The sequence below is a fragment of the Bradyrhizobium sp. 164 genome (genome assembly GCF_023073715.1).
In the GTDB taxonomy this organism is placed as follows: domain Bacteria; phylum Pseudomonadota; class Alphaproteobacteria; order Rhizobiales; family Xanthobacteraceae; genus Bradyrhizobium.
This window is the reverse complement of sequence record NZ_JADPKA010000018.1, coordinates 20841-44824: the sequence shown is the minus strand read 5'-3', so window position 1 is coordinate 44824 and position 23984 is coordinate 20841. Positions and strand designations below refer to the sequence as shown.

The following is a 23984-nucleotide window of genomic DNA, read 5'->3' as shown; positions in this document are numbered from 1 at the left end:
CTCACCCGGAATTTGCTGCGCAAATTCCGGTCTCTCCCCGCAAGCGGAGAGAGACGAACCTCACTTCACTTTCGGCAGCACCTGCTTCACGACCTGCTTGCCTTCGACCACCTCGACCAGGAAGCTCTGACGGTCGATGTCTCCGGTGTCGCTGAAGGTGACGTCCATCAAAATGCCCGGCTCGTCGGCGGCCTTGATGGTCAGGCCATGCAGCGTGTCGGCAAACTTCTTCGAGTCGACCTTGCCCATCTTCTCGGTGGTGGCCTTGACCATGTAGACGGCGAGATAGCCCTTCAGGCCGTTATGATCAGGCACGTAATTGTACTTCTTGGAAAATTTCTCGCGGAACGCCTTGATCAGATCGACCGGGGCATCGGTGGTGAGGCCGACATGGCCGCGCGCGCCCTTGGCGGCATCGCCAGCGAGCTCGATCACCTTCTGGCCGATCAGCGTGGTCTCGCCCATCAGCGGTGCGGTGACGCCCTGCCGCTTCAGTTCTTTCAGGATGCGCGCGCTCTCTTCCTCATTGAGATAAACGAACACGGCATCGGGATTGGCAGCCTTGATCTTGCCGACGTCGGCGGCGAAATCGGCCTGGCCCGCTTCGGTGGAGAGATCGGCAACCACCTTGGAGCCGAGCCGGTCGAGCTCCTTGACGACGACGTCGCGGCCGCCGCGGCCGAAGTCGTTGTTGACCCAGACCACCGCAACCGTCTTCGCCTTCATCTCGTCGTGGATGTATTTGGCGACCTTCGGCATCGAGGATTGCTGGCCGAACGAGGTGCGGAACAGGAACTTGTTGCCCGCCTGCGTCAGCTCTGCGGCTTCGCCGCCCATGATCTGCGCGATACCGGCTTCGGCCGCGAGCGGCGCGGTGACCTTCACCGAGCCGGAATAGCCGGGACCGAGCAGCACATAGGGCTCGGCGTCGAGCGCCTTCTGCACCTGGGCGCGGGCGACGCCGGGGTTGGACTGCGAGTCGGCGTGGGTGACCTCCAGCTTGCGGCCGAGCACGCCGCCCTTGGCGTTGATCTCCTCGATCGCGAGGTCGATGCCGTTCTTCCAGTTGGTGCCGACGGTGGCGCCGCCGCCGGAGAGCTCGGCGACGTCGGCGAGCTTGATCGCCTGGCCAAGGGCGCTCGTTGCCGTCATGGCGGTGAGCAGCGCGCCCACCAATAGCGTTGATTTCATCGTCCTCTCCTCCCGTTTCAAATCTTGCAAGCGGCCTTGTGCCCGGCCGCTTCGTCTCAAGCTGCCTGATAGGCGGCGGTGCGCGCAGCCATCACGGCATCAAAAGCCTCTCCCATGATCTCGGTCGATGGAGCAAGGCCGGTGAACAGTTCAAAGGCGTCGGCGGCCTGATAGATCGCAAGCTCCCGCCCGGTCATGATCAGAGCGCCTTTCTGTCGCGCTGCGGCAAGCAGCGGCGTGATCAGCGGCGAATAGACGGCATCGGCGACCCACAGGTCTGCCCTGAGCAGCGCCGCCGGCACCGGGGTGTCTCGGTTCGGCAGCATGCCGACCGGCGTGCCATTGACGAGACCGGTTGCACCATCGAGTGCGTCCTCGACGTTTCCGGCCACCCTCGCGCGGCCCTGCCTGGCAAGCAGCGAGGCGAGTTTCTCGGCGCGCGCCGGCTCGCTGTCGAAGATGCGGATATCGGTCACCTCCAGGCCCGCCAGCGCAAACGCGATCGCCTTGCCGACGCCGCCTGCGCCGATCACGGCAACGGAGTTGGCTGATGGCGCCAGCAGCGGGGCCACCGCACGCGCAAAGCCTGTAGTGTCGGTGTTGTGGCCGGTCAGCTGGCCGTCCCTGACGACGACGGTGTTGACCGCGCCCATGGCGGCAGCGTCCGGCGCCAGCGCATCGAGCAGTGGGACCACCGCTTCCTTATAAGGATAGGTCACATTGACGCCGGCAAAGCCGAGCCGGCGCACGCCTTCGAGCATCATGCGGAGCCCGGCCGCATCGGCACCGGCCACTTCGATGAGCTGGTAGTGGCCGCGCAGGCCGAGCGCCTCGGCGGCGCGCTCATGCATGGCGGGGGACGCGGAATGCGCGATCGGCGCGCCGATCAGGCCGGTGAGAAGCTTCCTGCTGGCGGCGTGTTCGCGCTTCGACATGGTTCGCTATCGTCTCGTTGGGAGCGTCCGGGCCCGGCCATTAGCGGGGAAATCCGCGCAATTCCAGCCGCGACGATAGCCTTTCCCCTGCCTAACACAATTACCCTTTTATCCGGTAAACCTAACATAATGTTATTTCTTCCGCCCGCGTGCCGAAACGGCCTTGCCGTTGCCGCGGGACGGCTCGACCGCGCGCATCTCGGCGCGCAGGGCATCGATGAAATACTCGGCATGGAGCGACAGCGGCGCGCCGCGCTTCACCGCGATATAGGTGTCGAACCGCGTCGGCTCGGTGATCTTCAAGAGCTCGATTCCGGGATAGCCGCCATGGGCCACCGTGAACTGGTCGATGATGGCGATGCCGAGCCCCGCCTTGACCAGGGCGCAGACCGTGGTGCCGAAGCGCGCGCGGATGGTGATGTTGTAGTCGAGCCGGTTGCGCGCAAAGATCTCGGCCATGATCCGTCCGTAAGGGTCGTTCGGATCGATCCCGATCAGCGGATAGCGGGTGATCTCGGCGGCAGAGACCTGCTTGCGGCCGGCGAGCTCATGTCCCGGCGGCACGATGCAATAGAGCTCGCCCGAGGCGAGCGGCATGAGGTCGAGCCCTGAATGTTCCAGTCGGTAGCTCATCGCCACGCACTCGCCGCGGCCGAGCATCAGATAATCGATGGCTTCCTCGAGCTTGAGGATGTTGATGTCGATGCCGAGGTCCGGATAGCGGCGGCGGACGCGCTCGATCGCGCGCGGCACCATCACCTGCGAGATGCTCGGCACCGAGCCGATGCGCAGCTCCGACAATCCGCCGCGGCCGATCTTGGAGATGATCTCGGAGAGGTCGTCGACCTTCTTGTAGACGCCGTTGATCTGCTCGAAGATGTTCTCGGCTTCCGGCGTCGGGAAATAGCGCCCGTTCTGGCGCTGGAAGAAGCGGATGCCGAGCGAGCGCTCGGTGTATTTGACGAGGCGGCTGATCCCCGGTGCCGAGACGTTGAGCAGCTTCGCCGCGCCGCCGATGGTGCCCGTCACCATCACGGCACGTATCACTTCAACCTGGCGCAGCGTCATCATGTCCGGGCGTCCGAAGGATGATCGTGATCTCGATCATCTCACGAGAGCCGAGATGTCATCCAGCGGCAAGTGTCTGTCAACATGGGCGGAGGAGGCAAGTTGCTCTCGGGTCCTTAGGCTTCCCGCTCGGGAGGGGAGACGGCAACAGTCGGATCGTTTCGACGGAAATCAGCGCGTTCAAATGGAAGCGGGGCGCGTGAAGCTGCAACTGCGTTGGCTAACCCGCCGGGCCCTCGGGCAAGAGGCTGTTCGCCAGCTCGGCGCGCTCGCTTTGCAGCACCTCGCGCGCGAACTCGATGATCTTTTGCTTGTTTGCCGTTTGGCGGACGGCGAAAAACACGCGGTTCAATTCCAGGCCGAGCACGCTGTTGAGAGCGATGTCCTCGTCTTCCATCGTGGTTTTCCCGCTTCGTACGCTTCAGGTGTATCGTGACGTCATTTCTGCCACAAGTAGATTAAGTCTTCGGAGCGGATGAGCACCGGTAAACTACGGCCACGGCGACCTGAGGCAGCTCCCCAATGCGTGCTATACGGCGGGGCGAGAGTCAGGAAACGCACTGATGTCCGCCGTAGACTATGGTCGGGAGGCGCTCGACTTCATCGAAGGCTTGGAAGCCTATACCAAAGTTCCGGACGCCATGGACGCGCTTGCGACCGCGTTCAGCCGATACGGTTTCGAACATATCATCGTAACGGGCTTGCCGAATCCCGATCAGCGCTTTTCCCAGATGGTGCTCGCCAAGAAATGGCCGGCGGAGTGGTTCAACCTCTATGTCCAAAAGAGTTACGACCGTGTCGACCCCGTGATCCGCAAATGCCGGCAGACGGTGAATCCTTTCGAGTGGTCTGAGGCGCCGTATGATCCGGAGCTGGAGCCGGGTGCGGTGGAGGTGATGCGGCGCGCCGCCGATTTCCGCATGTCGCGCGGCTTCGTCGTGCCGATCCACGGCTTGACCGGCTATGAGGCCGGCGTCTCGCTCGGTGGCGTCCACCTCGATCTCAATGCGCGCAGCAAGCCGGCGCTGCACCTGATCGGGATGTACGGCTTCGATCACATTCGCCGTCTGCTCGATCCGGCGCCGCATCCGTCGATGCGCCTGACCCCGCGCGAGCGCGAGGTGATTGCCTGGGCGTCGCAAGGCAAGTCCGCCTGGGAGATCGGCGAGATCCTGCACATCACGCAACGCACTGCGGAAGAGCATCTTGCAACTGCCGCGCGCAAGCTCGGCGCCGTCAACCGGACGCATGCGGTCGCGATCGCGATCCGCCACAGAATCATCAATCCCTGAAATCCTCGCCTACTGGGAAATTTCCCAATAGTCGACTTTGCCTTTTTCGCTGAGGCTCCCTTCATTTCGAGCCAGGGGGAGTGCATGATTCATGTGATTTCTGCCGCCAATCGGCACCTCAACGAGGACGTTCTCGAACAGTATTTTCGGGTCCGTCACGAGATTTTTGTCGAGGAGCGGAAATGGGAGTCGCTACGCAAGCCCGACGGCCGCGAGATCGATAGCTACGACAATGACGATGCGGTCTACCTGCTGGCTCTCGAAAACCGCCGGGTGCTCGGCAGCTTCCGCCTGTATCCCACCGCCAGACCGACAATGATGAGCGAAGTCTTCCCGCATCTCGCGGCCGTGCGCGGATGCCCGTCGGACCCGCTGGTCTGGGAGTGGTCGCGCTTCTTCGTGTCACGGGAGCGCCGCGACGGCGCCTTCAATCTGCAATTGATGGCGGCTGCGCAGGAGTTCTGTCTCGATCAGGGCATCGAGCGTCTCTGTCTCGTCATGGAGACGTGGTGGTTGCCGCGCTTCAACGACATCGGATTCATCGTGACACCGCTGGGATTGCCGGCGCTGATGGAAAATTCCTGGACCATGGCTGCAACGATCGAGGTCAGTCAGGGGTCGCTCGATATCGTGCGCGACCGTATCGGAATGACGAGCATCGTCCAGCAGGACGGTCCGCGGATCGACTGTATTGCCCGTGCTAACCTCCGCGGCGTCGCTGCCGCGCAACGAAAGAGCGCTTGAGATGTCGAACATGATGCGGGACAGCCAGATCATGGCGCAGATCGAGGACGAGAATCTCGGTTACATGTCCGACATGGCGCTCGAGCTCGCGCAGATGGCGGACGATGCCGGACTGACGACGCTGGCCTATCTGTTCAGGATGGCAGCGCTGGAGGCCTCGACGGTGAATAGCGTGCTCGCTGAACCGGACGACCTTCCCCACCAGATGACGTCGCACTAGACGCATCTCTCGCTAAAGCTTCAACGACATTCCACCCTCCCTCGGCTTGCCTGGGGGAGGGTGACCGTTTGGGTGCGGCAGGTTGCCCCATACCGCGCGGCAATCTTCTTGCATTGCAAAGCAGGTGTCGGCCGCGTGGCGCCGGGATGCAACAAAGTGCATGTTTGGTGTCAAATCGCACTTGCCTCGGAACGATACTGCCATTACCCATTTTTCGGCCTTGAACAGGCAGGGGGAGCTCTTTCACTGATGGCGACCGTGTTCGAACATCGGCGTGACACTGCGTGCGCCTGAAAGAGTCTTGATGCTGCTCGTCGTCGAACAGTTCTTGAACGGATTGCAGTTCGGCCTGCTGCTGTTCCTGCTCGCCGCCGGCCTGACGCTGGTGTTCGGGATCATGGATCTCGTCAACCTCGCGCACGGCTCGCTCTACATGATGGGCGCCTATTTCGCCGCGACCTTCGCCGCGTGGACCGGCAGCTTCCTGCTCGGTGCGCTGATGGCGCTTGGCGCAACCCTCGTGCTCGGCATCGTGCTCGAGATGACTGCGCTGCGGCATCTCTACGGGCGAGACCATCTCGACCACGTGCTCGCGACCTTCGGCCTGATTCTGTTCTTCAACGAAGCCGTGCGGCTGATCTGGGGCCCGGCCGGCCTGGCGTTGCCGCTGCCGGCCTGGCTCACCGTGCCGGTCCCGATCCTGCCCGGCATTCATTATCCCGCCTATCGCCTCGCCATCATCGCGGTCGCGCTGCTGGTCGCGCTTTTGCTCTATCTCGGCGTGATGCGCACCCGCATCGGCATGCTGATCCGGGCCGGGGCCTCCAACCGCGAGATGATCGGCGCGCTCGGCATCAACATCAAGCTGCTCTACACGCTGGTTTTTGGCTTAGGTGCCGCGCTCGCAGGCCTTGCCGGTCTGATGCAGGCGCCGATCCTCACCGTGCAGATCGGCATGGGCGAGAACATCCTGATCCTCGCCTTCGTCATCATCGTGATCGGCGGCATTGGCTCGATCCGCGGCGCGTTCCTGGCCGCAATCTTCGTCGGCATGATCGACACGCTCGGCCGCGCTTTCCTGCCGAACCTGCTCCGGCAGGTGCTGAGCGGCGCCGCGGCCTCCACTGCCGCGCCCGCGCTGTCGTCCATGCTGATCTATCTCCTAATGGCGATCGTGCTGGTGGTGCGGCCGGAGGGGCTGTTTCCGGCCAATCGTCGATGAAGGCTTTCAGTGTGAGCAAAGCCGTGACGGCCCTGATGCTGGCGGGCCTCGTGCTGCTGCCGCTCTATTCGCACCTGACCGGCAACATCTTCATCCTGACGCTGTTCACCCGTATCATCATCTTGGCGCTGGCGGCGGCGAGCCTCAATCTCATCATGGGCTTCGGCGGCATGATGAGTTTTGGTCACGCTGCCTATCTCGGCATCGGCGGCTACGCAGTCGGGATGCTCGCGCAGGAGGGCGTCGGAAGCGGCTTCATCCAGTTTCCCGTCGCGCTTGCGGCCTCCGCGACTTACGCGCTGGTGATCGGCGCGCTCTCTTTGCGCACGCGCGGCGTCTATTTCATCATGATCACGCTGGCCTTCGCGCAGATGGCCTATTACGTCGCCTCGGGCCTGGCGCGCTACGGCGGCGACGACGGTCTCACCGTTTACAAGCGCAGCGACTTCTCCGGACTGATCAATCTCGGCGACCGCATGCAGTTCTATTATCTCTGCCTCGCCTGCCTGCTCGGTGTCATTTTCCTGATCTGGCGCATCGTCAATTCGCGCTTCGGCCTCGTCGTGCAGGGCCTGCGCTCCAACGAGCAGCGCATGCAGGCGATCGGCTTCGCCGCCAAGCGCTACCAGCTCGTCTGCTTCGTCATATCAGGCACCATGTGCGGCCTTGCCGGCGCGCTGCTCGCCAATAACACCGATTTCGTCAGTCCCGCCGTGATGTACTGGACCCGCTCCGGCGATCTCATGGTGATGGTGATCCTGGGGGGCATGGGCACGCTGTTCGGTCCGATCATGGGCGCGGTGGTGTTCCTGCTGCTGGAAGAGTTCTTGTCGCAGATCACCGAATATTGGGCGCTGATCATGGGCCCGCTCTTGCTGCTCATCGTCCTGTTCGGCCGCGGCGGCATCATGGGCGCGCTCGGGAGGGCTGGCCGTGGCTGAACCCCTGCTCCGCGTCGAAAAGCTGGTGCGCCGCTTCGGCGGCATCATCGCGACCGACAACGTCTCGCTCGAGGTCGCTAGCGGCGAGTTGCACGCCATTATCGGCCCGAACGGTGCCGGCAAGACCACGCTGATCAGCCAGCTCACGGGGCACCTCGAACCGCATTCCGGCAGCGTGTCGCTGGCGGGGCGGGACATCACCTATCTGCCGGCCTATCGCCGCTGCGCGCTGGGCCTCGCCCGTTCGTTCCAGATCACCTCGCTGCTGCTCGACTTCACCGCCGCCGATAATGTCGCCCTGGCAGCCCAAGCGCATGCCGGTACGTCGTTCCGCTTCTTCGCCAATGCGCGCAAGGAGAAGGGCCTGCGCGATGCCGCCCATGCAGCGCTCGATCGCGTCGGCCTGTTGCACCGCGCCGATGTCGTGGTGTCCAGGCTCAGCCATGGCGAGCGGCGCGAGCTCGAGCTCGCGGTTGCGCTCGCGAGCAAGCCGAAGCTCCTGCTGCTCGACGAGCCGATGGCAGGTCTCGGCGTCACCGAATCGCAGCGCATGGTGAAGTTGCTCCAGGAGCTGCGCAAAGAGGTCTCGATCGTGCTCGTCGAGCACGACATGCCGGCGGTGTTCGCGCTCGCCGACCGGATTTCGGTGCTGGTTTATGGCCGCGTCATCGCCTCCGGCGATCCGGCCGCGATCCGCCAGAACGAGGACGTCAAGCGCGCCTATCTCGGCGATCAGCATGTGGTGACGCATCATGGCTGACACGCTGCTGGACGTCGAGGGCATCGAGACCTGCTACGGCCTGTCCCAGGTGCTGTTCGGCCTGTCGCTGTCGATCAAACCGGGCGAGATGGTCTCGCTGATGGGCCGCAACGGCATGGGCAAGACCACCACCATCCGCTCCATCATGGGCCTGACGCCGGCGCGCGCAGGCAGCATCCGTTTCGCGGGCGTCGAGGTGCGGCAGCTTCCGTCATACCGGATCGCCCAGCTCGGCGTCGGCATCGTGCCGGAGGGACGTCAGATCTTCCCGAACCTCACCGTGCGCGAAAATCTCTTAGCCGCCGCCGCCGATCGTTTCGCTAGCCCCAATCCCTGGACGCTGGCCGCGATCTACGTGCTGTTTCCGCGCCTCGCCGAGCGTGCCTCCAACATGGGCAACCAGCTCTCCGGCGGAGAGCAGCAGATGCTCGCCATCGGGCGCGCACTGATGACCAACCCGAAGCTTCTGATTCTGGATGAAGCGACCGAAGGCCTCGCGCCGCTGATTCGCGAAGAGATCTGGAACTGCCTGTCGCTGCTCAAGAGCCGCGGACAGTCGATCCTGGTGGTCGACAAGAATGTCGATCACCTCGCCCGCATCTGCGACCGCCACTCCATCATCGAGCGCGGCAAGACGGTCTGGAGCGGCACCTCCGACGAGCTGATGGCCGCGCCGGACCTTCAGCATAAATATTTAGGAATCTGAGGCCCCTAAGGAGCGCGACGTCCGCCCCAACTTCGCCCTTGCGAGCGCAGCGAGCAATCCAGGATCCTCGGCGGCAGTCTGGATTGCTTCGCTTCGCTGGCAATGGCGGTCGTGAGAGCTTGCCCTCACCAATAAATCCCGTGGCGATGCAGTTCGCGGATCACGCGCGCTTCGACGGAGGGCTGGCGTCGCTTCGCCTTGCTGCTGCCGGTCGTGCTGCTCGCGGGCGTGGCAGTCGACTGCGCGGCCGTTGCGGCGGTTGCAGCAGGTGGCGGCGTGGGCGTCGTCGTTGTGGCCTGAACGGCCGCGGGCCCTGCCGGGGCCTGGGTCGACTGCGGCGCGGCCGTCGCGGCGGGCTGCTCGGCCTGGCTCGCATCGGTTGCGGCGAGGCTCAGGCTTCGCGGGCCAGCAGCAAAGGCTTCTGTTGCAACCAGCAACAGGGCCGCGATCAGAATCAGCTTGCGCATGTAAGTGCCCATTTGGCCAATGCGTGTTACCTATTCGGTCCGATAGGGAAGTTAACGCGCTAGCCGATGCGTCCCGATCTCAATCAGCGTGGTCCGGCAGGAGAGGTGATAGATCAGGCTGAATAATTGGTCCCACATGATCGAACTCCGTTGTTCATCACGGCTAATCTAGACCCGGCGTCTTTCCGCCGGTTTTCGAGGGATGGGGAAAATGGCTTCGTCGGATGGCAGTCAGATGTCGTCGGAACAGGTGGGACGAAGTCGCCTCACGGAGGCGTGAGCTCCTCGATTAAAACATCTCGAAATATTCGCGGTGCTCCCAGTCGGTTACCTCAGACAGGAAGCGATCGATCTCGGCGTTCTTGATGTGGGTGTAATAGTCGGCGAACTCAGGCCCAAGCTTTTCGCGGAAGAACGGATCGTCCTTCAGCGCAGCGACGGCGTCGCGCAGCGATTTCGGCAAGAGCGGCGCCTTGGTCTCGTAGGGTGTGTCCGCCGACGGGCCTGGATCGAGCTTGCGGTCGACACCGTCGAGGCCGGAGAGAATCTGTGAGGCCATGTAGAGATAGGGATTGGCGGCGGGCTCGCCGATGCGATTCTCCAGGCGCGTCGCAGCATCGCCGGGCGTGCCGAGCACGCGGATCATCACGCCGCGATTGTCGCGGCCCCAGATCGCGCGGTCCGGTGCCAGCGAATAGGAGCGGTAGCGCTTGTAACCGTTGATGGTCGGCGTGGTGAACACGGTGGAGGCGCGGGCGTGGTCGAGCAGGCCGGCGAGGTACGCCTGGCCGAACGCGCTGAGCGGCTCGCTGTCCTTTGCCGTTTCCTTGGCCATGAACAGGTTCTCGCCATTTCCGCGCGAGACGATCGATTGGTGCAAGTGCCAGCCGCTCGCGAACACGTTCGGCAGTTTCGGCCGGCACATGAAGGTGGCGTGATAGCCATGCCGGCGCGCGATCTGCTTTATGGCAGAGCGGAACAGCACCATGTTGTCGGCGGGCTCCAGCCCCTTCTTCGGCGCGAAGGTGAACTCACACTGGCTGGGGCCGAACTCGACCTCGACCGAGCGCAAGGGCAAGCCGAGCGCGACGATGTCACGCCGCAAAATCTCCAGCACCGGTTCCATCTGGTCGAAGCGCTGCTCGGTGAGATATTGATAGCCGTGGCTGAGCAGGCTGACCGAGGGCGGCGTGCCGGGCTGGCCGGCGTCCTCGGGCCGCATATGCGCGTCGTCGAGCTTGAAGACGTGGAATTCGACCTCGAGCCCGGCGACGAAATCATGGCCGCGGCTTGCGAGGTCATCGAGAACCTTGCGATACAGCGCCCGCGTTGCGAACGGCACGGCGCGGCCATCGTTGAAATAGAGATCGCACAGCACCCAGCCTGTGGCGGGCGCCCACGGCAGCACGCGAAAAGTGCTGGGATCGGCGACCATCAGCACGTCGGCTGCGCCCTCCATCTCCTTCATGCCGAAGCCGCCGCCGGAGGTGAACACCGGAAACACCGTGCGATGCGAGGTGTCCTTGGCAAGCATCGTCGTGGTGATGGAGCAGCCGCTCTCCAGCGAGGCGAGAGCTTCAGCGGCGATGATGGTCTTTCCCCGCAAGATGCCGTGCTGGTCCGGGAAGGCGAGGCGGATGATCTCGAGGTTCTTTTCCTCGACGATGCGGCGCATGCGCGCCGCCGCGTCCCTCTGCTCATCCGACCACAGCGCATGGCGCGCGACGAAAGTCACTTTGCTACTCCTGAAGCCGTAAGGCGCGAGGCCGCTGCAACATACCCTGTCATTGCGAGCGCAGCGAAGCAATCCAGGGTCTTTCCGGAGAGGCAGTCTGGATTGCTTCGCTGCGCTCGCAATGACGAAGGAGGGCCCTGCATTCCGCGCTACTCCGCCGCCGTCAGCCGGTGCACGTTGTCGGCGATGTCCTTCGGCACCGGCGCGGTCCATGGCGCGTCGCGGCGGCGCTTGACGTCGACCTCCATCCAGTAGGTCTCCCAGCCCCGCGTCGGACCAATGCCGTCCATGGTCGCCGGTCCCTGGATGCTGCGCGCGTTGGCCTCGTCCAGGAACAGCATCGGCTTCTCGCCGCCCGACACCTTCTCGATCTCCTGCCGCAGCAGGCGGCGATATTGCACGATCGCCTTGTCGCTCTGACCGAGATGCTCCTTGGTGCGGTCCTGGATCGCGCCCATCGATTCCACCGCCCACTGGTCGTGGACGTTGATGTCGGTGCCCATGCCGGTGTAGGTCGCGGTCTGCTGTTCGTGCGGATCGAAGCCGTAATCGTTGCTGCGGTTCTTGCGCGATTTGTAGTCGGGCAACTCATAGAGCTCGAGCCGCTGCTCGCGCATCTTCGCCTTGTCCACCGGGTTCGTGTAGCTGGTGAAGATCGCGTACCAATAGCAGTTCTCGTCATCGAGCGGCACGTGCCACTGCGTGATCGTCATCTCCGTGCTCATGGGGATGACGAAGCCGTGTGGGAAGAGCTGATTGGTGACGCGCACATGGGTGCGCTCCTCGTCGATCTCGCGCAGCGCGATCAGCCTGAGGCCGTATTCGGTATGCTCGACATTGATGATTGGACGGTCGTATTCGCGCAGGATCTTCGTCATCGGCAAGTCAGAGCCGGCGGAGGCACCGCGGAATTGCTTGCCGTAGGCGGTCGAGGTGTCCTCGTCCTCGAAGAAGCGGTGCAGATAGGAGGCGTGCGCGGGATCGATGCCGACCTCCAGCGCCTGGAGCCAGTTGCAGGCCATGTGGCCCTTGAAGGCGAACGTGTGCGTGCCGGGCGCAACAAAGCAGTCGAGCTCCGGGAAGGCCGGCGGCGCACCTTCGCCGAGATAAGCCCAGAGGATGCCGCTCTTCTCGACGACGGGATAAGAGCGCTGGCGAATGTTCTGACAGAGCTTGGAATCCTTCGGCTCGGCCGGCGTCTCGATGCACTGGCCGGTGGCGTCGAACAGCCAGCCATGGAAGGCGCAGCGCAGGCCGCTATGTTCGAGCCGACCAAAGGCGAGGTCGGCGCCGCGATGCGCGCAATGGCGGTCGATCAGGCCGTACCGTCCGGTCTCGTCGCGAAACAGCACCAGGCTCTCGCCGAGCAGTTTTACGGGACGGATCGGCCGCGCACCCTCTAGCTCGTCCACCAGCGCCGCCGGCTGCCAGTAACTCCGCATCAGTCTGCCGCAGGGGTCCTTGGGCCCGGTGCGGGTGATCAGGTCGTTCTGCTCCTGGCTCATCATGGCGCGTACATCCTTGTGCAGGGAGTTTGTTCGCCTATTGAACGAATGGGCGAATTATGACATGCCTTGGCGCGGCAGCAAGCACTATTTTGCAGGATCATCTGAAGCCATGCCCAAGGTAAAGCGGAGCGAGAGCGAGGAGCGCGCGACGGATTTCGTCGAGAGCCTTGATCGCGGTTTACGGCTGCTCCAGTGCTTCGGCACTACAGCCGGCCCGATGACGCTGAGCGATCTTGCCCGCGCCGCCGATCTGCCCCGCGCCACCGCGCGGCGCATGCTGTTCACGCTTCAGCGCGGCGGCTTCGCTTCCGGTGACGGAAAGCTGTTCTCGCTGACGCCTCATGTGCTGACGCTGGCAGCGTCCTATCTGCGCTCGAACCAGCTCGTCGTGGTCCTTCAGCCGGTCCTTGATCGCATCGCGACCGCCGCGCAGGAGATCTCGTCGCTCGCGGTGCTCGATGGCGATGACGTCGTATTCATCGCGCGCGGAAGCCCTGCGCGCGTTTTCTCCGGCGGTCTCGAGATCGGCTACCGCCTTCCGGCCTTCTGCACCTCTGTCGGTCGCGCAATGCTCGGCCAGTTCGATGACGCCGATCTTGCAGCGCGACTGAAGACCATGAAGCGCGAGGCGCTGACGCCGCAGACGGAGGTTGATTCAAAAGCGCTGCTAGCGCGCATCACTGCCGACCGCGCGCAGGGCTATTCACTGGTCGACCGCGAGGCGGAGCCGCATTTCCGCTCGATCTCGGTTCCCGTCCGGCGCTATGACGGCGTGATCGTCGCCGCCATCAACATGGGGGCTCACGTCGACCGCGTGCCGGCACAGGAGCTGCTCGACCGTTTCCTGCCGCTGTTGCGCGAGGGCGCGGAATTGGTGCGCTCGCAGCTTCTGTAGCTGCATTCCCGTCGCCTCGAAACCGGTGCTATAATGAGGGCAAGCACAAGAGAACAGGGAGGACGCCATGCACCATACCATGGTTCCCAGCGATCGCGTGGAGCACGTCGCCGTGTACGGACGCGACGGGACGAAGCTCGGCACGATCGAGCGACTGATGCTGGACAAGATGAGCGGAATGGTCGCCTATGCCGTGATCAAGACTGGCGGGCTGCTCGGCACCCGTCACCATTACCCTCTCCAGTGGAGCGCGCTGAAATACGATCCAAGCCGGCAGGCGTTCCAGACCGAGTTGACGCTGGACGAGCTCAGCAGCGGCCCATGCGAGTTCGACGACGATGCGTTCGACTGGGGCGACCGCTCGCGGTCCTACCCGCATCCGCATTACTGGTCGGTCTAGCCGCGTCGCAGCTCGTGTGGGCGGGCTAAAGGTCGGCAGCACCACGCCCGATCAATTCCGGTTGCGCATCCAGTCGGCGAGACCGGACAGCGCCTTGGCGAGGTCCTGCCGCGCGTTCGTGTCACTGACCGTCTCCTCCAGCGCGCCGCGCATGCAGGCCATCCATGCGTCGCGCTCGGCATCACCGATCGCAAAGCCGATGTGGCGCTGGCGCAGCCGCGGATGGCCTTTCTCGACGGAGTAGAGCCGCGGGCCGCCGGTCCATTCGGTCAGATAGCGCTTCAGCACGTCCCTGATCAGACCGAGGTCGGCCGCATGCATCGCGCGGATGACTTTCGCTTCCGGCAGCGTGTCCATGCGCTCGTAGAAGCGATCGACCAGCCGCTCGATCGTGGCACTGCCGCCGATCCGCTCGAACATGGAGATTGCGACGTCGCTATCGGTCATCGGTCTTCGCTTGCTGTTGGGCTGGGATATAGTGAAATTGGAGGGTGTAGATGCAGCGAGGAAGGGATTCTACAGCGCGAGGCTGCGCAGGCCGAAGCTGCGCGCTTCGTTCTGCAGCACCGGGCGGACCGCGTCGATCAGCCGTGCGGCCGCGGCATCGACGGACAGGCCCGCGGTGTCCACCACCGCGGTGGCGCGCGAATACAGCGGTTCGCGGCTGAGCAGGATGTTGCGCAGCTCGGCCATCGCCGAGCGATCGTCCGCCATCGGACGCAGATCGCCCTGGCGGCGGACGCGGGCCATGTGCTCCTCCGGCTCGGCCTTCAGCCAGATCGTATAGAACGACGACAGGATCTGGTCGAAGGTCAGGGGCTCGGAGACGATGCCGCCGCCGGTCGCCAGCACCATCAGCTCGTTGCGCGCGAGCAGCTGCTGCAGCGCCGCCTGCTCCATGCGGCGAAAGCCTTCCTGGCCGTACAGCGCAATGATCTCGGCGACCGAGAGCCCGTTCTGCTGCTCGACCTCCTTGTTGAGCTCGACAAAACTCCAGCCGATCTTCTTCGCCAGCATCCGACCAAGTGTGGATTTGCCGGCGCCGCGTAGGCCGATCAGCGCAATGCCGCAGAACGGCGCGCGCCGCGGTGCAGACGCGCTGCCGCCGGCGAGCAGATCCTTGGCCTGTGCAATCTGCGCCGGTGTCGCCTTGCGCAGGAGATCGCGGAACATCTGCCAGTCTGGCGTTGGATCGGCGCTAGGAAGCAGGTCTTCGAGATGTGCACCCATCGCGTCGGAGACGCGTCGGAGCAGCACGATCGAGACATTGCCCTTGCCGCTCTCGAGTTGCGCGATGTAGCGCTCCGAAATCCCTGATACTTTGGCGAGCACTTTGCGCGACATGCCGCGCAGCGCGCGCATGGTGCGCACGCGCTGGCCGAGCTGTTCGAGAAATCGGGATTCGGCGTCGGGACTTTCGATCATGAGTCTTCTTTAGCGGATGTCCTGCGGCGCATTTTAATGAAACATAATGCCTGCTGGCATTGACAGCAAGCCGCCACAGTGTCTTTCTATGAATTATAATTCTAAATTGGGGAGACGTCCGTGAGCGAGGGATCCTACAACGCGGTGACCTGGCTGCTCGACCGTAACGTCGAAGAGGGCAGGGGAGGCAAGCCTGTCTTCGACGACACCGTCTCGCGGCTCACCTATGGCGAACTGCAGCACCAGACGCGCCGCGCCGCCAACATGCTGCGCCGGCTCGGCATCCGTCGCGAGGAGCGCGTGGCGATGATCATGTTGGATACGGTCGACTTCCCGATCGTGTTCCTCGGCGCGATCCGCGCCGGCATCGTGCCGGTGCCGCTCAACACGCTGCTGACCGCGGACCAATACGCCTACATTCTCGCCGATTGCCGCGCCCGCGTGCTGTTCGTGTCTGAGGCGCTCTATCCCGTCATCAAGGACGTCGTCGGCCGCATGCCCAATCTCGAGCACGTTGTGGTCTCCGGCGACAAGCAGAATGGCCACAGGCAGCTCGCCGAGGAGCTCGCGGGCGAGAGCGACCAGTTCACCACGGCGGCGACGCATCCGGACGAGCCGGCGTTCTGGCTCTATTCGTCGGGCTCCACCGGCATGCCCAAGGGCGTGCGCCATCTGCATTCGAACTTGCAGGCGACCGCGGATACCTACGCCAAGCAGGTGCTCGGCATCCGCGAGAGCGACGTCTGCCTGTCCGCCGCAAAGCTGTTCTTCGCCTATGGCCTCGGCAATGCGCTGACCTTCCCGATGTCGGTCGGCGCCAGCGTGATCCTGAACAGCGAGCGGCCGACGCCGGCACGCATGTTCGACCTGATGAACCGCTACAATCCTTCGATCTTCTACGGCGTGCCGACGCTGTTCGCGGCCATGCTCAACGATGAGTCGATGAAGAACGAGCGCGGCGGCAAGGCGTTGCGCATCTGCACCTCGGCCGGCGAGGCGCTGCCGGAATCCGTTGGTCGTAGCTGGAAGGCGCGCTTCGGCGTCGACATTATTGACGGTGTCGGCTCGACCGAGTTGCTCCACATCTTCCTGTCGAACGCGCCCGGCGACATCAAGTACGGCTCCTCCGGCAAGCCGGTGCCGGGCTATGCAGTGCGGCTCGTCAACGAGGCCGGCGAGGACGTCGCCGATGGCGAGATCGGCGAGCTCCTGGTCGATGCGCCCTCCGCTGGCGAGGGTTACTGGAATCAACGCCATAAGAGCCGCCGCACTTTTGAAGGCCCGTGGACCCGCACCGGCGACAAATATGTCAGGGATGCCGACGGCCGCTATACCTTCTGCGGCCGTGCCGACGACATGTTCAAGGTCTCCGGCATCTGGGTCTCCCCCTTCGAGGTCGAGAGCGCACTGATCACACACCCCGCCGTGCTGGAAGCCGCTGTCGTGCCCGAGGCCGATCCGGAAGGGCTGTTGAAGCCAAAAGCCTTCGTCGTGCTGCGTCCGGGTGCGAAGACGACGGACTTGCAGGAGATGCTGAAGGAGCACGTCAAGCAGAAGATCGGCCCGTGGAAATATCCGCGCTGGATCGACGTGGTGGATTCGCTGCCGAAGACGGCGACCGGGAAGATTCAGCGGTTCAAGTTGCGGGAGGGGGCGAATTGAGCGGGCCTATGCGACGTGCGACTCGCGCGCGCGGCAAACTCCGCTGCGCTCCCTCCCCCCTTGTGGGGGGAGGGCGGGGGAGAGGGGTAGCCAAGCAATCGGTCATTGTCGTCGCGCAACGATGTTCTTCGTCACACCGGGAGTTCCCGTGTGGCACCCCTCTCCCTAGCCCTCCCCCACAAGGGGGAGGGAACGACCGAGCGAGCCGCGCGTGATTGCGTCCCACGCTCGATACGACGAGAGAGAAGAGTAACACCATGACCAACCTCACCCCCACCGGTTTCCTCAGCATCGATGGCGCCTGCCTCGAATACAAATGGCTCGCGCCGCAAGCTGCAGACGCGCCCAGCATCGTCATGCTGCATGAAGGCCTCGGCTCGCTCGCGCAGTGGGGCGACTTCCCGGACAAGCTTCAGCAAGCCACAGGCGCCGGCATCTTCGTCTATTCGCGCGCAGGCTACGGCCAGTCGAGCAAGGTCGCGCTGCCGCGGCCGCTCGATTACATGCAGCGCGAGGCGCTCGACGTGCTGCCGAAGCTGCTCGACATGATCGGCTTCAAGCGCGGCCTCCTGCTCGGCCATTCCGACGGCGCCTCGATCGCGACGATCTATGCCGGCGCGCATCAGGATCATCGCCTGAGCGGCCTCGTGCTGATCGCGCCGCATTTCATCGTCGAGGACGTCTCGGTGAAATCCATCGCCGCGATCAAGACGGCCTTCGAGACCACGGACCTTAGGGCCAAGCTCGCGCGCTGGCATCAGGACGTCGACAACGCGTTCTACGGCTGGAACGGCGCCTGGCTCGATCCAAAATTCCGCGACTGGGACATCTCGGAATACCTCGCCTATATCCGCGTTCCCGTCATGGTCCTGCAGGGCGTGGACGACCAATACGGCACTCTGCGTCAGGTCGAGATCGCGCAGGAGGAGTGCTACTGCCCGGTCGATCTGAAAATCATTTCAGGTGCGGGGCATTCCCCGCATCGAGAGGCGCCGGCGGCGACGCTCGAGGCGATCGCGCAATTCGCGAAAGCGGCCCTGCGCGACGATCGGGGCCTGCAAGGACGCGCCGCATGATGGCGGCGGCGTGACAGGTCCGAGACCGCGTAGGACCGCAGCGGGCTCGTAATATCAAGGCAGTCTTGGCCGGCATCGGCATGAAACAAAGTGCATGACGCGGCAGTTAATGGCTAGACGCATCCAAAAAGATGCATTATTGTGCATCTAACGCTACGGCGAAAATGCATAATCAAGCTTAGGGTGTGACCCATGGCCGGGGAAGATCGGCGCCTCGCAGGCGGCGCGACGTTCATCGATTTCCAGACAGACCCGTCCCGCTACCGGCATTGGAAGCTCGCGGTCGATGGCGACGTCGCGACGCTGATCATGGACGTCGACGAGAATGGCGGTCTGTTCGAAGGCTATCTTCTCAAGCTCAACTCCTACGATCTCGGTGTCGACATCGAGCTCGCGGATGCGATCCAGCGGCTGCGCTTCGAGCATCCCGAGGTGAAGGTCGTCGTGATGCGCTCGGCCAAAAACCGCGTGTTCTGCGCCGGCGCCAACATCCGCATGCTCGCCGGCTCCACCCACGCTCACAAGGTCAATTTCTGCAAGTTCACCAACGAGACCCGCAATGGCATGGAGGACTCCTCGGAGAATTCCGGCCAGCGCTTCATCACCGTGGTGAACGGCTCGGCGGCCGGCGGCGGCTATGAGCTCGCGCTTGCGACCGACTACATCATCCTCGCCGATGACGGTTCGTCTGCCGTTGCCTTGCCCGAAGTGCCTTTGCTCGCCGTGCTGCCCGGCACCGGCGGACTGACCCGCGTCGTCGACAAGCGAAAAGTGCGCCGCGACCACGCTGATTTCTTCTGCACCATCGAGGAGGGCGTGAAGGGCAAGCGCGCCGTGCAATGGCGCCTCGTCGATGAGATCGCGCCGAACTCAAAGCTGGAGGCGAAGATCGCCGAGCGTGCCAAGGAATTCGCGGCCGCCTCGAAGCGCAAGGGGAGCGGCAAGGGCGTCGCGCTGACGCCGCTCAAGCGCCTGATCGACGAGACCAGCATCCGCTACGGCTTCGTCACGGTCGACATCGATCGCACCGCGCGCATCGCTACCATCTCCATCAAGGCGCCGGAAGCGGCGCCGCCGGCCGACATTGACGGCATGATGGCGCAAGGGGCTTCGTTCTGGCCGCTCCAGGCCGCGCGCGAGCTCGACGACGCCATCCTGCATCTGCGCATCAACGAGCTCGAGATCGCCATGCTGGTGTTCAAGAGCCATGGTGACCGCGCTCATGTGCTTGCCAGCGACGCCTTCCTCGAAGCCAACAAGGCGCACTGGCTGGTCAATGAACTCAGGCACTACTGGAAGCGAGTCCTCAAGCGCATCGACGTCACCTCGCGCACGCTGGTGACGCTGGTCGAGCCCGGCTCCTGCTTCGCCGGCACGCTCGCCGAGCTCGTGTTCGCTGCCGACCGCTCCTACATGCTGATCGGCACGCGCCAGGGCGACAACCGCCCGCCGCCGTCGATCGAATTGTCCGCGATGAATTTCGGCCCGTATCCGATGAGCCATGGGCTGACGCGGCTTCAATCGCGCTTCCAGGCTGATCCGTCCGATGTCGAGCGCGCGGAGGCGACGCTTGGCACCGCGCTCGACGCCGAGCAGGCGGAAGAACTCGGCCTCGTCACCTTCGCGCTCGACGACATCGATTGGGACGACGAGGTCCGCGTGTTCCTCGAGGAGCGCGCCAGTTTCTCGCCCGACAGCCTCACCGGCATGGAAGCGAGCCTGCGCTTTGTCGGTCCCGAGACGATGGAATCAAAAATTTTCGCGCGCCTCACCGCGTGGCAGAACTGGATCTTCCAGCGCCCCAACGCTGTCGGCGAGGAAGGCGCGCTGCGCCGCTACGGCAGCGGTCAGAAGCCGAAATTCGATATGACGCGGGTGTGACAACTTTCGTGTCCCGGGCGCGCTGCGGCACGAAGTGACGCTGCGCAGAACCGGGACCCCGCTGGACCAGACAATGGGTCCCGGCTCTGCAGCGCACCGCTTCGCGTTGCGCAGCGTCCGGGAAACGAGACAGACCAAGGAGCACGGCCATGAACATGAATATCATGAACGTCGACTACTCGACCAAGATCCCGAACAACGTCAATCTCGCCGAAGACCGCCAGGTGCTCAAAGCGCTGGAAGGCTGGCATCCCGGCTACATGGACTGGTGGAACGACATGGGGCCAGAAGGCTTCCAGGAATCGCTGGTGTACTTGCGCACCGCTTATTCGGTCGATCCGCGAGGCTGGGCCAAGTTCGACTATGTCCGCATGCCCGAATATCGCTGGGGCATTTTGCTTGCGCCGCAAGAAGAGAACCGCGTCGTGCCCTTCGGCGAGCATTACGGCGAGCCGGCCTGGCAGGAAGTCCCGGGCGAGCATCGCGCCATGCTGCGCCGCCTGATCGTGATCCAGGGCGACACCGAGCCCGCCTCGGTCGAGCAGCAGCGCCATCTCGGCAAGACCGCGCCGTCGCTCTATGACATGCGCAATCTGTTCCAGGTCAATGTCGAGGAAGGCCGTCACCTCTGGGCGATGGTGTATCTGCTCCAGAAATATTTTGGCCGCGACGGCCGCGAAGAAGCCGATGATTTGCTGCGCCGCCGCTCGGGCGATGCCGATGCGCCGCGCATGCTGGGCGCCTTCAACGAGGCGACACCGGACTGGCTGTCCTTCTTCATGTTCACCTATTTCACCGACCGTGATGGCAAGATGCAGCTGCATTCGCTGGCGCAGTCGGGCTTCGATCCGCTGTCGCGCACCTGCCGCTTCATGCTCACGGAAGAGGCGCATCACATGTTCGTCGGCGAGACCGGCATCACCCGCGTCGTGCAGCGCACCTGCGATGCCATGCGCGAAGCCGCTATCACCGACCCCACCGACATCGCAAGAGTCCGCGCACTAGGGGTGATCGACCTGCCGACCATCCAGAAGAAGCTGAATCTGCACTACACGCTGTCGCTCGACCTGTTCGGCTCGGAAGTGTCGACCAATGCGGCCAATGCCTTCAACGCCGGCATCAAGGGCCGCTACCACGAGACCCAGATCGAGGACGATCACCAGCTCAAGAACGCCACCTATCCGGTGCTCAAGTTCATCAACGGCGAGATCAAGCTGGTCGATGAGCCGGCGCTGACCGCGCTCAACATGCGCCTGCGCGACGATTACAGCCAAGACTGCGTCAAGGGCATGCTACGCTGGAACAAGGTGATCTCGACCGCAGGCTACGACTACAAGCTGACGCTGCCAAATGTCGCCTTTCATCGCCACATCGGCGAGTTCAAGGATATCCATGCTACGCCCGACGGCATCCTGATCGACGAGGCGACCTGGGCCAAGCGCAAGGACGAATGGCTGCCGTCGGCAAGCGACGGCGACTTCATCACCTCCTTGATGCAGCCCGTCACCGAAACCGGCAAGTTCGCCTCCTGGATTGCGCCGCCAAAGGTCGGCATCGACAACAAGCCCGGCGATTTCGAGTATGTGAAGATCGAGTCGTAAGCGTCGGGCCTGAGGCTCGCGCAACACAAACGGTGTCATCACCCGCGAAAGCGGGTGATCCAGCATTCCAGAGGTAGTCCTGGCTTTGCCGAGAAGCCGCGGCGTACTGGATGCCCCGCCTTCGCTGGGCATGACGGCGCGCGTGAGGCGAAAGCATCGAACCCCCGCAACCCCTCAGCTATCCCATCCGCTCCCCTTGATCCCCGGATTCGCATAGACGATGCCGCCGTCGACGGCGATGGTCGCGCCCACGACGTAATCCCCCGCGCGCGAGGCGAGATAGATCGCGGCGCCCGCCATGTCCTCGTCAGTGCCGATGCGCCCCGCGGGCACCCGCGTTGCGACCTCGTCGCCATGGTCGCGCGCGGCGCGGTTCATGTCGGACTGGAACGGCCCCGGCGCGATCGCCGTGACCACGACGTGGTCGGAGATCAGCTTCACCGCCATGCGCCGGGTCAGATGGATCAGTGCGGCCTTGCTCGCGGCATAGGAATAGGTCTCCATCGGATTGACGAAGATGCCGTCGATCGAGGCGATGTTGATCACCTTCGCCGGCCGTTCGGCGGAGGCTGCCGCGCGCAAGGGGCCGGCCAGCGCCTTGGTCAGGAAGAACGGCGCCTTGACGTTGAGGTCCATCACTTTGTCCCAGCCGCTCTCCGGAAACTCGTCGAAATCCGCACCCCAGGCCGCGCCCGCATTGTTGACGAGGATGTCGAGCTTCGGCTCCAGCTTGATGATCTCGGAGGCCAGCCTGTCGCAGCCTTCGACCGTCGAGATGTCAATCGGCAGCGCGATGCATTCGCCGCCATATCGCGCGGAGAGCTCCTTGGCGGTCTGCTCGCACGGCCCTGCCTTGCGCGCGGTGATGTAGACCTTCGCAGCACCTGCACTGAGAAAGCCCGCCGCGATCATCTTGCCGATGCCGCGCGAGCCACCGGTCACGAGCGCAACGCGGCTTTTGAGCGAAAACAGATCGTTGAACATGGTGCCTCCGTTCGGTTGTCACGCGTTGTGGGCGCGGCCGGGAGGGGAGTCAATCTTGTCGTCTCGGAGCGCCTGGGCGCATTGATCCACTCGGTGTCGTCCCGGCTAGGGCCCATGGGCCGCCGTCCGGACGACCGATGCGGTTGATGCTAAGCCGCCGCAATCCTGCGAAAGCCGTTCCACATCGCGGTCGCGGCGCCCGAGGTCAGCACCGGCAGAATTCGTGTGTCCTGGTAGTTGCCGTTGAGCGAAACGCGCGGCAGCGCGGTCATATGGCCGGCGTTTTCGGCGAACAGCATGCCGGGCCGCGTGGTCACCGCCGTCTTGAACCCGGCTGCCGCAGCGAGCGCGAATTCACGCGCGCCCGCCGCTTCACGGTCGCCATAGGGATAGGCGAAGTGCTGCACGGGACGGCCGAGGGCCTGCTCGATCCGCGCGCGGCTCGCCGCCATCTCGTGCGCGGCGATCCCCTCCGCCTGTTTAGCGAGATTGCAATGGCTGATGCTGTGTGCGCCGATCGTGACCAGGGGATCGGCGGCCAATGTCTTCACCTCGTCCCACGACAGGCAGAGGCTGCGGCACAGCGCTTCCATGTCGACGCCGTAATTCGTGCAGAGGCCTTCGATCTCGCGCTTGAGATCGTGTTCGCCCGGTAGCGCGCGCAGCCAGTCGTGCAAACGGTCGAATGCCGCCTGCTTGGCGGCGGGCGTCGTCGCATCGAGCCGCAGCGTGGAATGGCCGATTTTCACGTCGATCTGCTCGGCCTTGGCGATCACCGCTTCCAGCGCCGTCCACCACAGACGTCCGGTGCCCTCGGCGAAATCGCTCGCGACATAGACCGCGAGAGGCGCGTCAAATTCGCGCAGCACCGGCAGCGCATGATCGAGATTGTCGCGATAGCCGTCGTCGAGGGTGAAGGCGGCGAAGCGGCGATCGAACCGGCCATGCACCAGCCGCTCATGCAGCTGGTCCATGCCGATGATGTCGATGTCGCGCGCGCGCAGATGGCACAGCGTGGCGCGCAGGAATTCGGGCGTGACCTCGAGATGACGGTTCGGCTGGAATGCGGCCTCGCGGGCCGGCCGCACATGGTGCAGCATGAAAATGGCACCGACGCCCGACAAAAGCGGGCGCAACAGATGGTGCGCCCCGCTGAAATAGAGTGCTTCCAGCCCGGCGCGGATGACGTTGTTACGCAGTTGCTTCATGGCCGGCTGGCGGACTCTGGCATTCCGCCTTCAACTTACGGGAGAACCCTTGAACAAAAAGTT

At 63.9% G+C, this 23984-nt stretch carries 24 protein-coding genes; 13 read left to right on the top strand and 11 right to left on the bottom strand.

What is annotated here, in order from left to right:
- Window positions 1–60: 60 nt before the first annotated feature.
- The 4 genes from IVB01_RS06405 to IVB01_RS06390 all read right to left on the bottom strand — a co-directional run bounded on the left by IVB01_RS06405 (window position 61) and on the right by IVB01_RS06390 (window position 3591).
- Window positions 61–1191, bottom strand: coding sequence for an ABC transporter substrate-binding protein (locus tag IVB01_RS06405; RefSeq protein WP_247281864.1), 1131 nt, complete (start codon window positions 1189–1191; stop codon window positions 61–63).
- 56 nt (window positions 1192–1247) lie between these two features.
- Window positions 1248–2126, bottom strand: a complete 879-nt coding sequence (locus IVB01_RS06400; RefSeq protein ID WP_247281863.1) for a shikimate dehydrogenase — start codon at window positions 2124–2126, stop codon at window positions 1248–1250.
- Window positions 2127–2258: 132 nt separating this feature from the next.
- A complete protein-coding gene (locus IVB01_RS06395; protein WP_247281862.1) occupies window positions 2259–3197 on the bottom strand; it encodes a LysR family transcriptional regulator in 939 nt (312 codons plus the stop codon).
- Between the two features lie 217 nt (window positions 3198–3414).
- A complete protein-coding gene (locus IVB01_RS06390) occupies window positions 3415–3591 on the bottom strand; it encodes a hypothetical protein (RefSeq protein WP_247281861.1) in 177 nt (58 codons plus the stop codon).
- A gap of 166 nt (window positions 3592–3757) precedes the next feature.
- On the opposite strand from IVB01_RS06390, the gene IVB01_RS06385 reads away from it, so the two are divergent.
- The 7 genes from IVB01_RS06385 to IVB01_RS06355 all read left to right on the top strand — a co-directional run bounded on the left by IVB01_RS06385 (window position 3758) and on the right by IVB01_RS06355 (window position 9079).
- Complete coding sequence (locus tag IVB01_RS06385) at window positions 3758–4486, top strand: LuxR family transcriptional regulator (protein WP_247281860.1); 729 nt, start codon at window positions 3758–3760, stop codon at window positions 4484–4486.
- A gap of 84 nt (window positions 4487–4570) precedes the next feature.
- Window positions 4571–5230 carry an acyl-homoserine-lactone synthase gene (locus IVB01_RS06380; protein ID WP_247494317.1) on the top strand — a complete coding sequence of 220 codons (660 nt, stop codon included), beginning with the start codon at window positions 4571–4573 and terminating at the stop codon, window positions 5228–5230.
- 1 nt (window position 5231) lies between these two features.
- A complete protein-coding gene (locus IVB01_RS06375) occupies window positions 5232–5450 on the top strand; it encodes a hypothetical protein (RefSeq protein ID WP_247281858.1) in 219 nt (72 codons plus the stop codon).
- Window positions 5451–5754: 304 nt separating this feature from the next.
- Window positions 5755–6672, top strand: a complete 918-nt coding sequence (locus tag IVB01_RS06370; protein ID WP_247281857.1) for a branched-chain amino acid ABC transporter permease — start codon at window positions 5755–5757, stop codon at window positions 6670–6672.
- On the top strand, window positions 6669–7613 hold the full coding sequence (locus tag IVB01_RS06365) for a branched-chain amino acid ABC transporter permease (RefSeq protein ID WP_247281856.1): 945 nt from the start codon (window positions 6669–6671) through the stop codon (window positions 7611–7613). Before IVB01_RS06370 ends, IVB01_RS06365 begins: the two co-directional genes overlap by 4 nt.
- Window positions 7606–8373 carry an ABC transporter ATP-binding protein gene (locus IVB01_RS06360; protein ID WP_247281855.1) on the top strand — a complete coding sequence of 256 codons (768 nt, stop codon included), beginning with the start codon at window positions 7606–7608 and terminating at the stop codon, window positions 8371–8373. The genes IVB01_RS06365 and IVB01_RS06360 overlap by 8 nt, the downstream gene beginning before the upstream one ends.
- On the top strand, window positions 8366–9079 hold the full coding sequence (locus tag IVB01_RS06355; RefSeq protein WP_247494316.1) for an ABC transporter ATP-binding protein: 714 nt from the start codon (window positions 8366–8368) through the stop codon (window positions 9077–9079). Before IVB01_RS06360 ends, IVB01_RS06355 begins: the two co-directional genes overlap by 8 nt.
- A 125-nt stretch (window positions 9080–9204) precedes the next feature.
- Here the strand turns inward: IVB01_RS06355 and IVB01_RS06350 are convergent, their stop codons facing one another.
- The 3 genes from IVB01_RS06350 to IVB01_RS06340 form a co-directional block, all read right to left on the bottom strand.
- Window positions 9205–9546 carry a hypothetical protein gene (locus tag IVB01_RS06350; protein WP_247281853.1) on the bottom strand — a complete coding sequence of 114 codons (342 nt, stop codon included), beginning with the start codon at window positions 9544–9546 and terminating at the stop codon, window positions 9205–9207.
- A 289-nt stretch (window positions 9547–9835) separates the two neighbouring features.
- Window positions 9836–11281: a glutamine synthetase family protein gene (locus IVB01_RS06345; protein WP_247281852.1), complete on the bottom strand. Its 1446-nt coding sequence runs from the start codon at window positions 11279–11281 to the stop codon at window positions 9836–9838.
- A 149-nt stretch (window positions 11282–11430) separates the two neighbouring features.
- Window positions 11431–12789 carry an aromatic ring-hydroxylating dioxygenase subunit alpha gene (locus tag IVB01_RS06340; protein ID WP_247281851.1) on the bottom strand — a complete coding sequence of 453 codons (1359 nt, stop codon included), beginning with the start codon at window positions 12787–12789 and terminating at the stop codon, window positions 11431–11433.
- A 109-nt stretch (window positions 12790–12898) separates the two neighbouring features.
- Here IVB01_RS06340 and IVB01_RS06335 point away from each other — a divergent pair, with 109 nt between their 5' ends.
- Window positions 12899–13684 (top strand): IclR family transcriptional regulator C-terminal domain-containing protein, encoded by a 786-nt coding sequence (locus IVB01_RS06335; RefSeq protein WP_247281850.1) that lies wholly within the window; start codon window positions 12899–12901, stop codon window positions 13682–13684.
- A 67-nt stretch (window positions 13685–13751) separates the two neighbouring features.
- On the top strand, window positions 13752–14084 hold the full coding sequence (locus IVB01_RS06330; protein WP_247281849.1) for a PRC-barrel domain-containing protein: 333 nt from the start codon (window positions 13752–13754) through the stop codon (window positions 14082–14084).
- Window positions 14085–14135: 51 nt separating this feature from the next.
- On the opposite strand, the gene IVB01_RS06325 is transcribed toward IVB01_RS06330, so the two are convergent.
- Together IVB01_RS06325 and IVB01_RS06320 are read right to left on the bottom strand one after the other, a co-directional pair.
- Window positions 14136–14531 (bottom strand): group II truncated hemoglobin, encoded by a 396-nt coding sequence (locus IVB01_RS06325; protein WP_247281848.1) that lies wholly within the window; start codon window positions 14529–14531, stop codon window positions 14136–14138.
- Between the two features lie 69 nt (window positions 14532–14600).
- Window positions 14601–15509, bottom strand: a complete 909-nt coding sequence (locus IVB01_RS06320) for a helix-turn-helix transcriptional regulator (protein ID WP_247418663.1) — start codon at window positions 15507–15509, stop codon at window positions 14601–14603.
- 120 nt (window positions 15510–15629) lie between these two features.
- Here IVB01_RS06320 and IVB01_RS06315 point away from each other — a divergent pair, with 120 nt between their 5' ends.
- The 4 genes from IVB01_RS06315 to boxB all read left to right on the top strand — a co-directional run bounded on the left by IVB01_RS06315 (window position 15630) and on the right by boxB (window position 21729).
- Window positions 15630–17171, top strand: a complete 1542-nt coding sequence (locus tag IVB01_RS06315; RefSeq protein WP_247281846.1) for a benzoate-CoA ligase family protein — start codon at window positions 15630–15632, stop codon at window positions 17169–17171.
- Window positions 17172–17428: 257 nt separating this feature from the next.
- Window positions 17429–18247: an alpha/beta hydrolase gene (locus IVB01_RS06310; protein WP_247281845.1), complete on the top strand. Its 819-nt coding sequence runs from the start codon at window positions 17429–17431 to the stop codon at window positions 18245–18247.
- 192 nt (window positions 18248–18439) lie between these two features.
- On the top strand, window positions 18440–20128 hold the full coding sequence (gene boxC / locus IVB01_RS06305) for a 2,3-epoxybenzoyl-CoA dihydrolase (RefSeq protein ID WP_247281844.1): 1689 nt from the start codon (window positions 18440–18442) through the stop codon (window positions 20126–20128).
- 149 nt (window positions 20129–20277) lie between these two features.
- The gene (boxB, locus tag IVB01_RS06300; protein ID WP_247281843.1) at window positions 20278–21729 is read left to right on the top strand and encodes a benzoyl-CoA 2,3-epoxidase subunit BoxB; all 1452 of its coding nucleotides are present in this window, start codon (window positions 20278–20280) and stop codon (window positions 21727–21729) included.
- A 174-nt stretch (window positions 21730–21903) separates the two neighbouring features.
- Here boxB and IVB01_RS06295 read toward each other — a convergent pair whose 3' ends face one another.
- Together IVB01_RS06295 and IVB01_RS06290 are read right to left on the bottom strand one after the other, a co-directional pair.
- Window positions 21904–22713, bottom strand: coding sequence for an SDR family oxidoreductase (locus IVB01_RS06295; protein WP_247281842.1), 810 nt, complete (start codon window positions 22711–22713; stop codon window positions 21904–21906).
- A 149-nt stretch (window positions 22714–22862) separates the two neighbouring features.
- Complete coding sequence (locus IVB01_RS06290; protein ID WP_247281841.1) at window positions 22863–23921, bottom strand: polysaccharide deacetylase family protein; 1059 nt, start codon at window positions 23919–23921, stop codon at window positions 22863–22865.
- Between the last annotated feature and the right edge of the window lie 63 nt (window positions 23922–23984).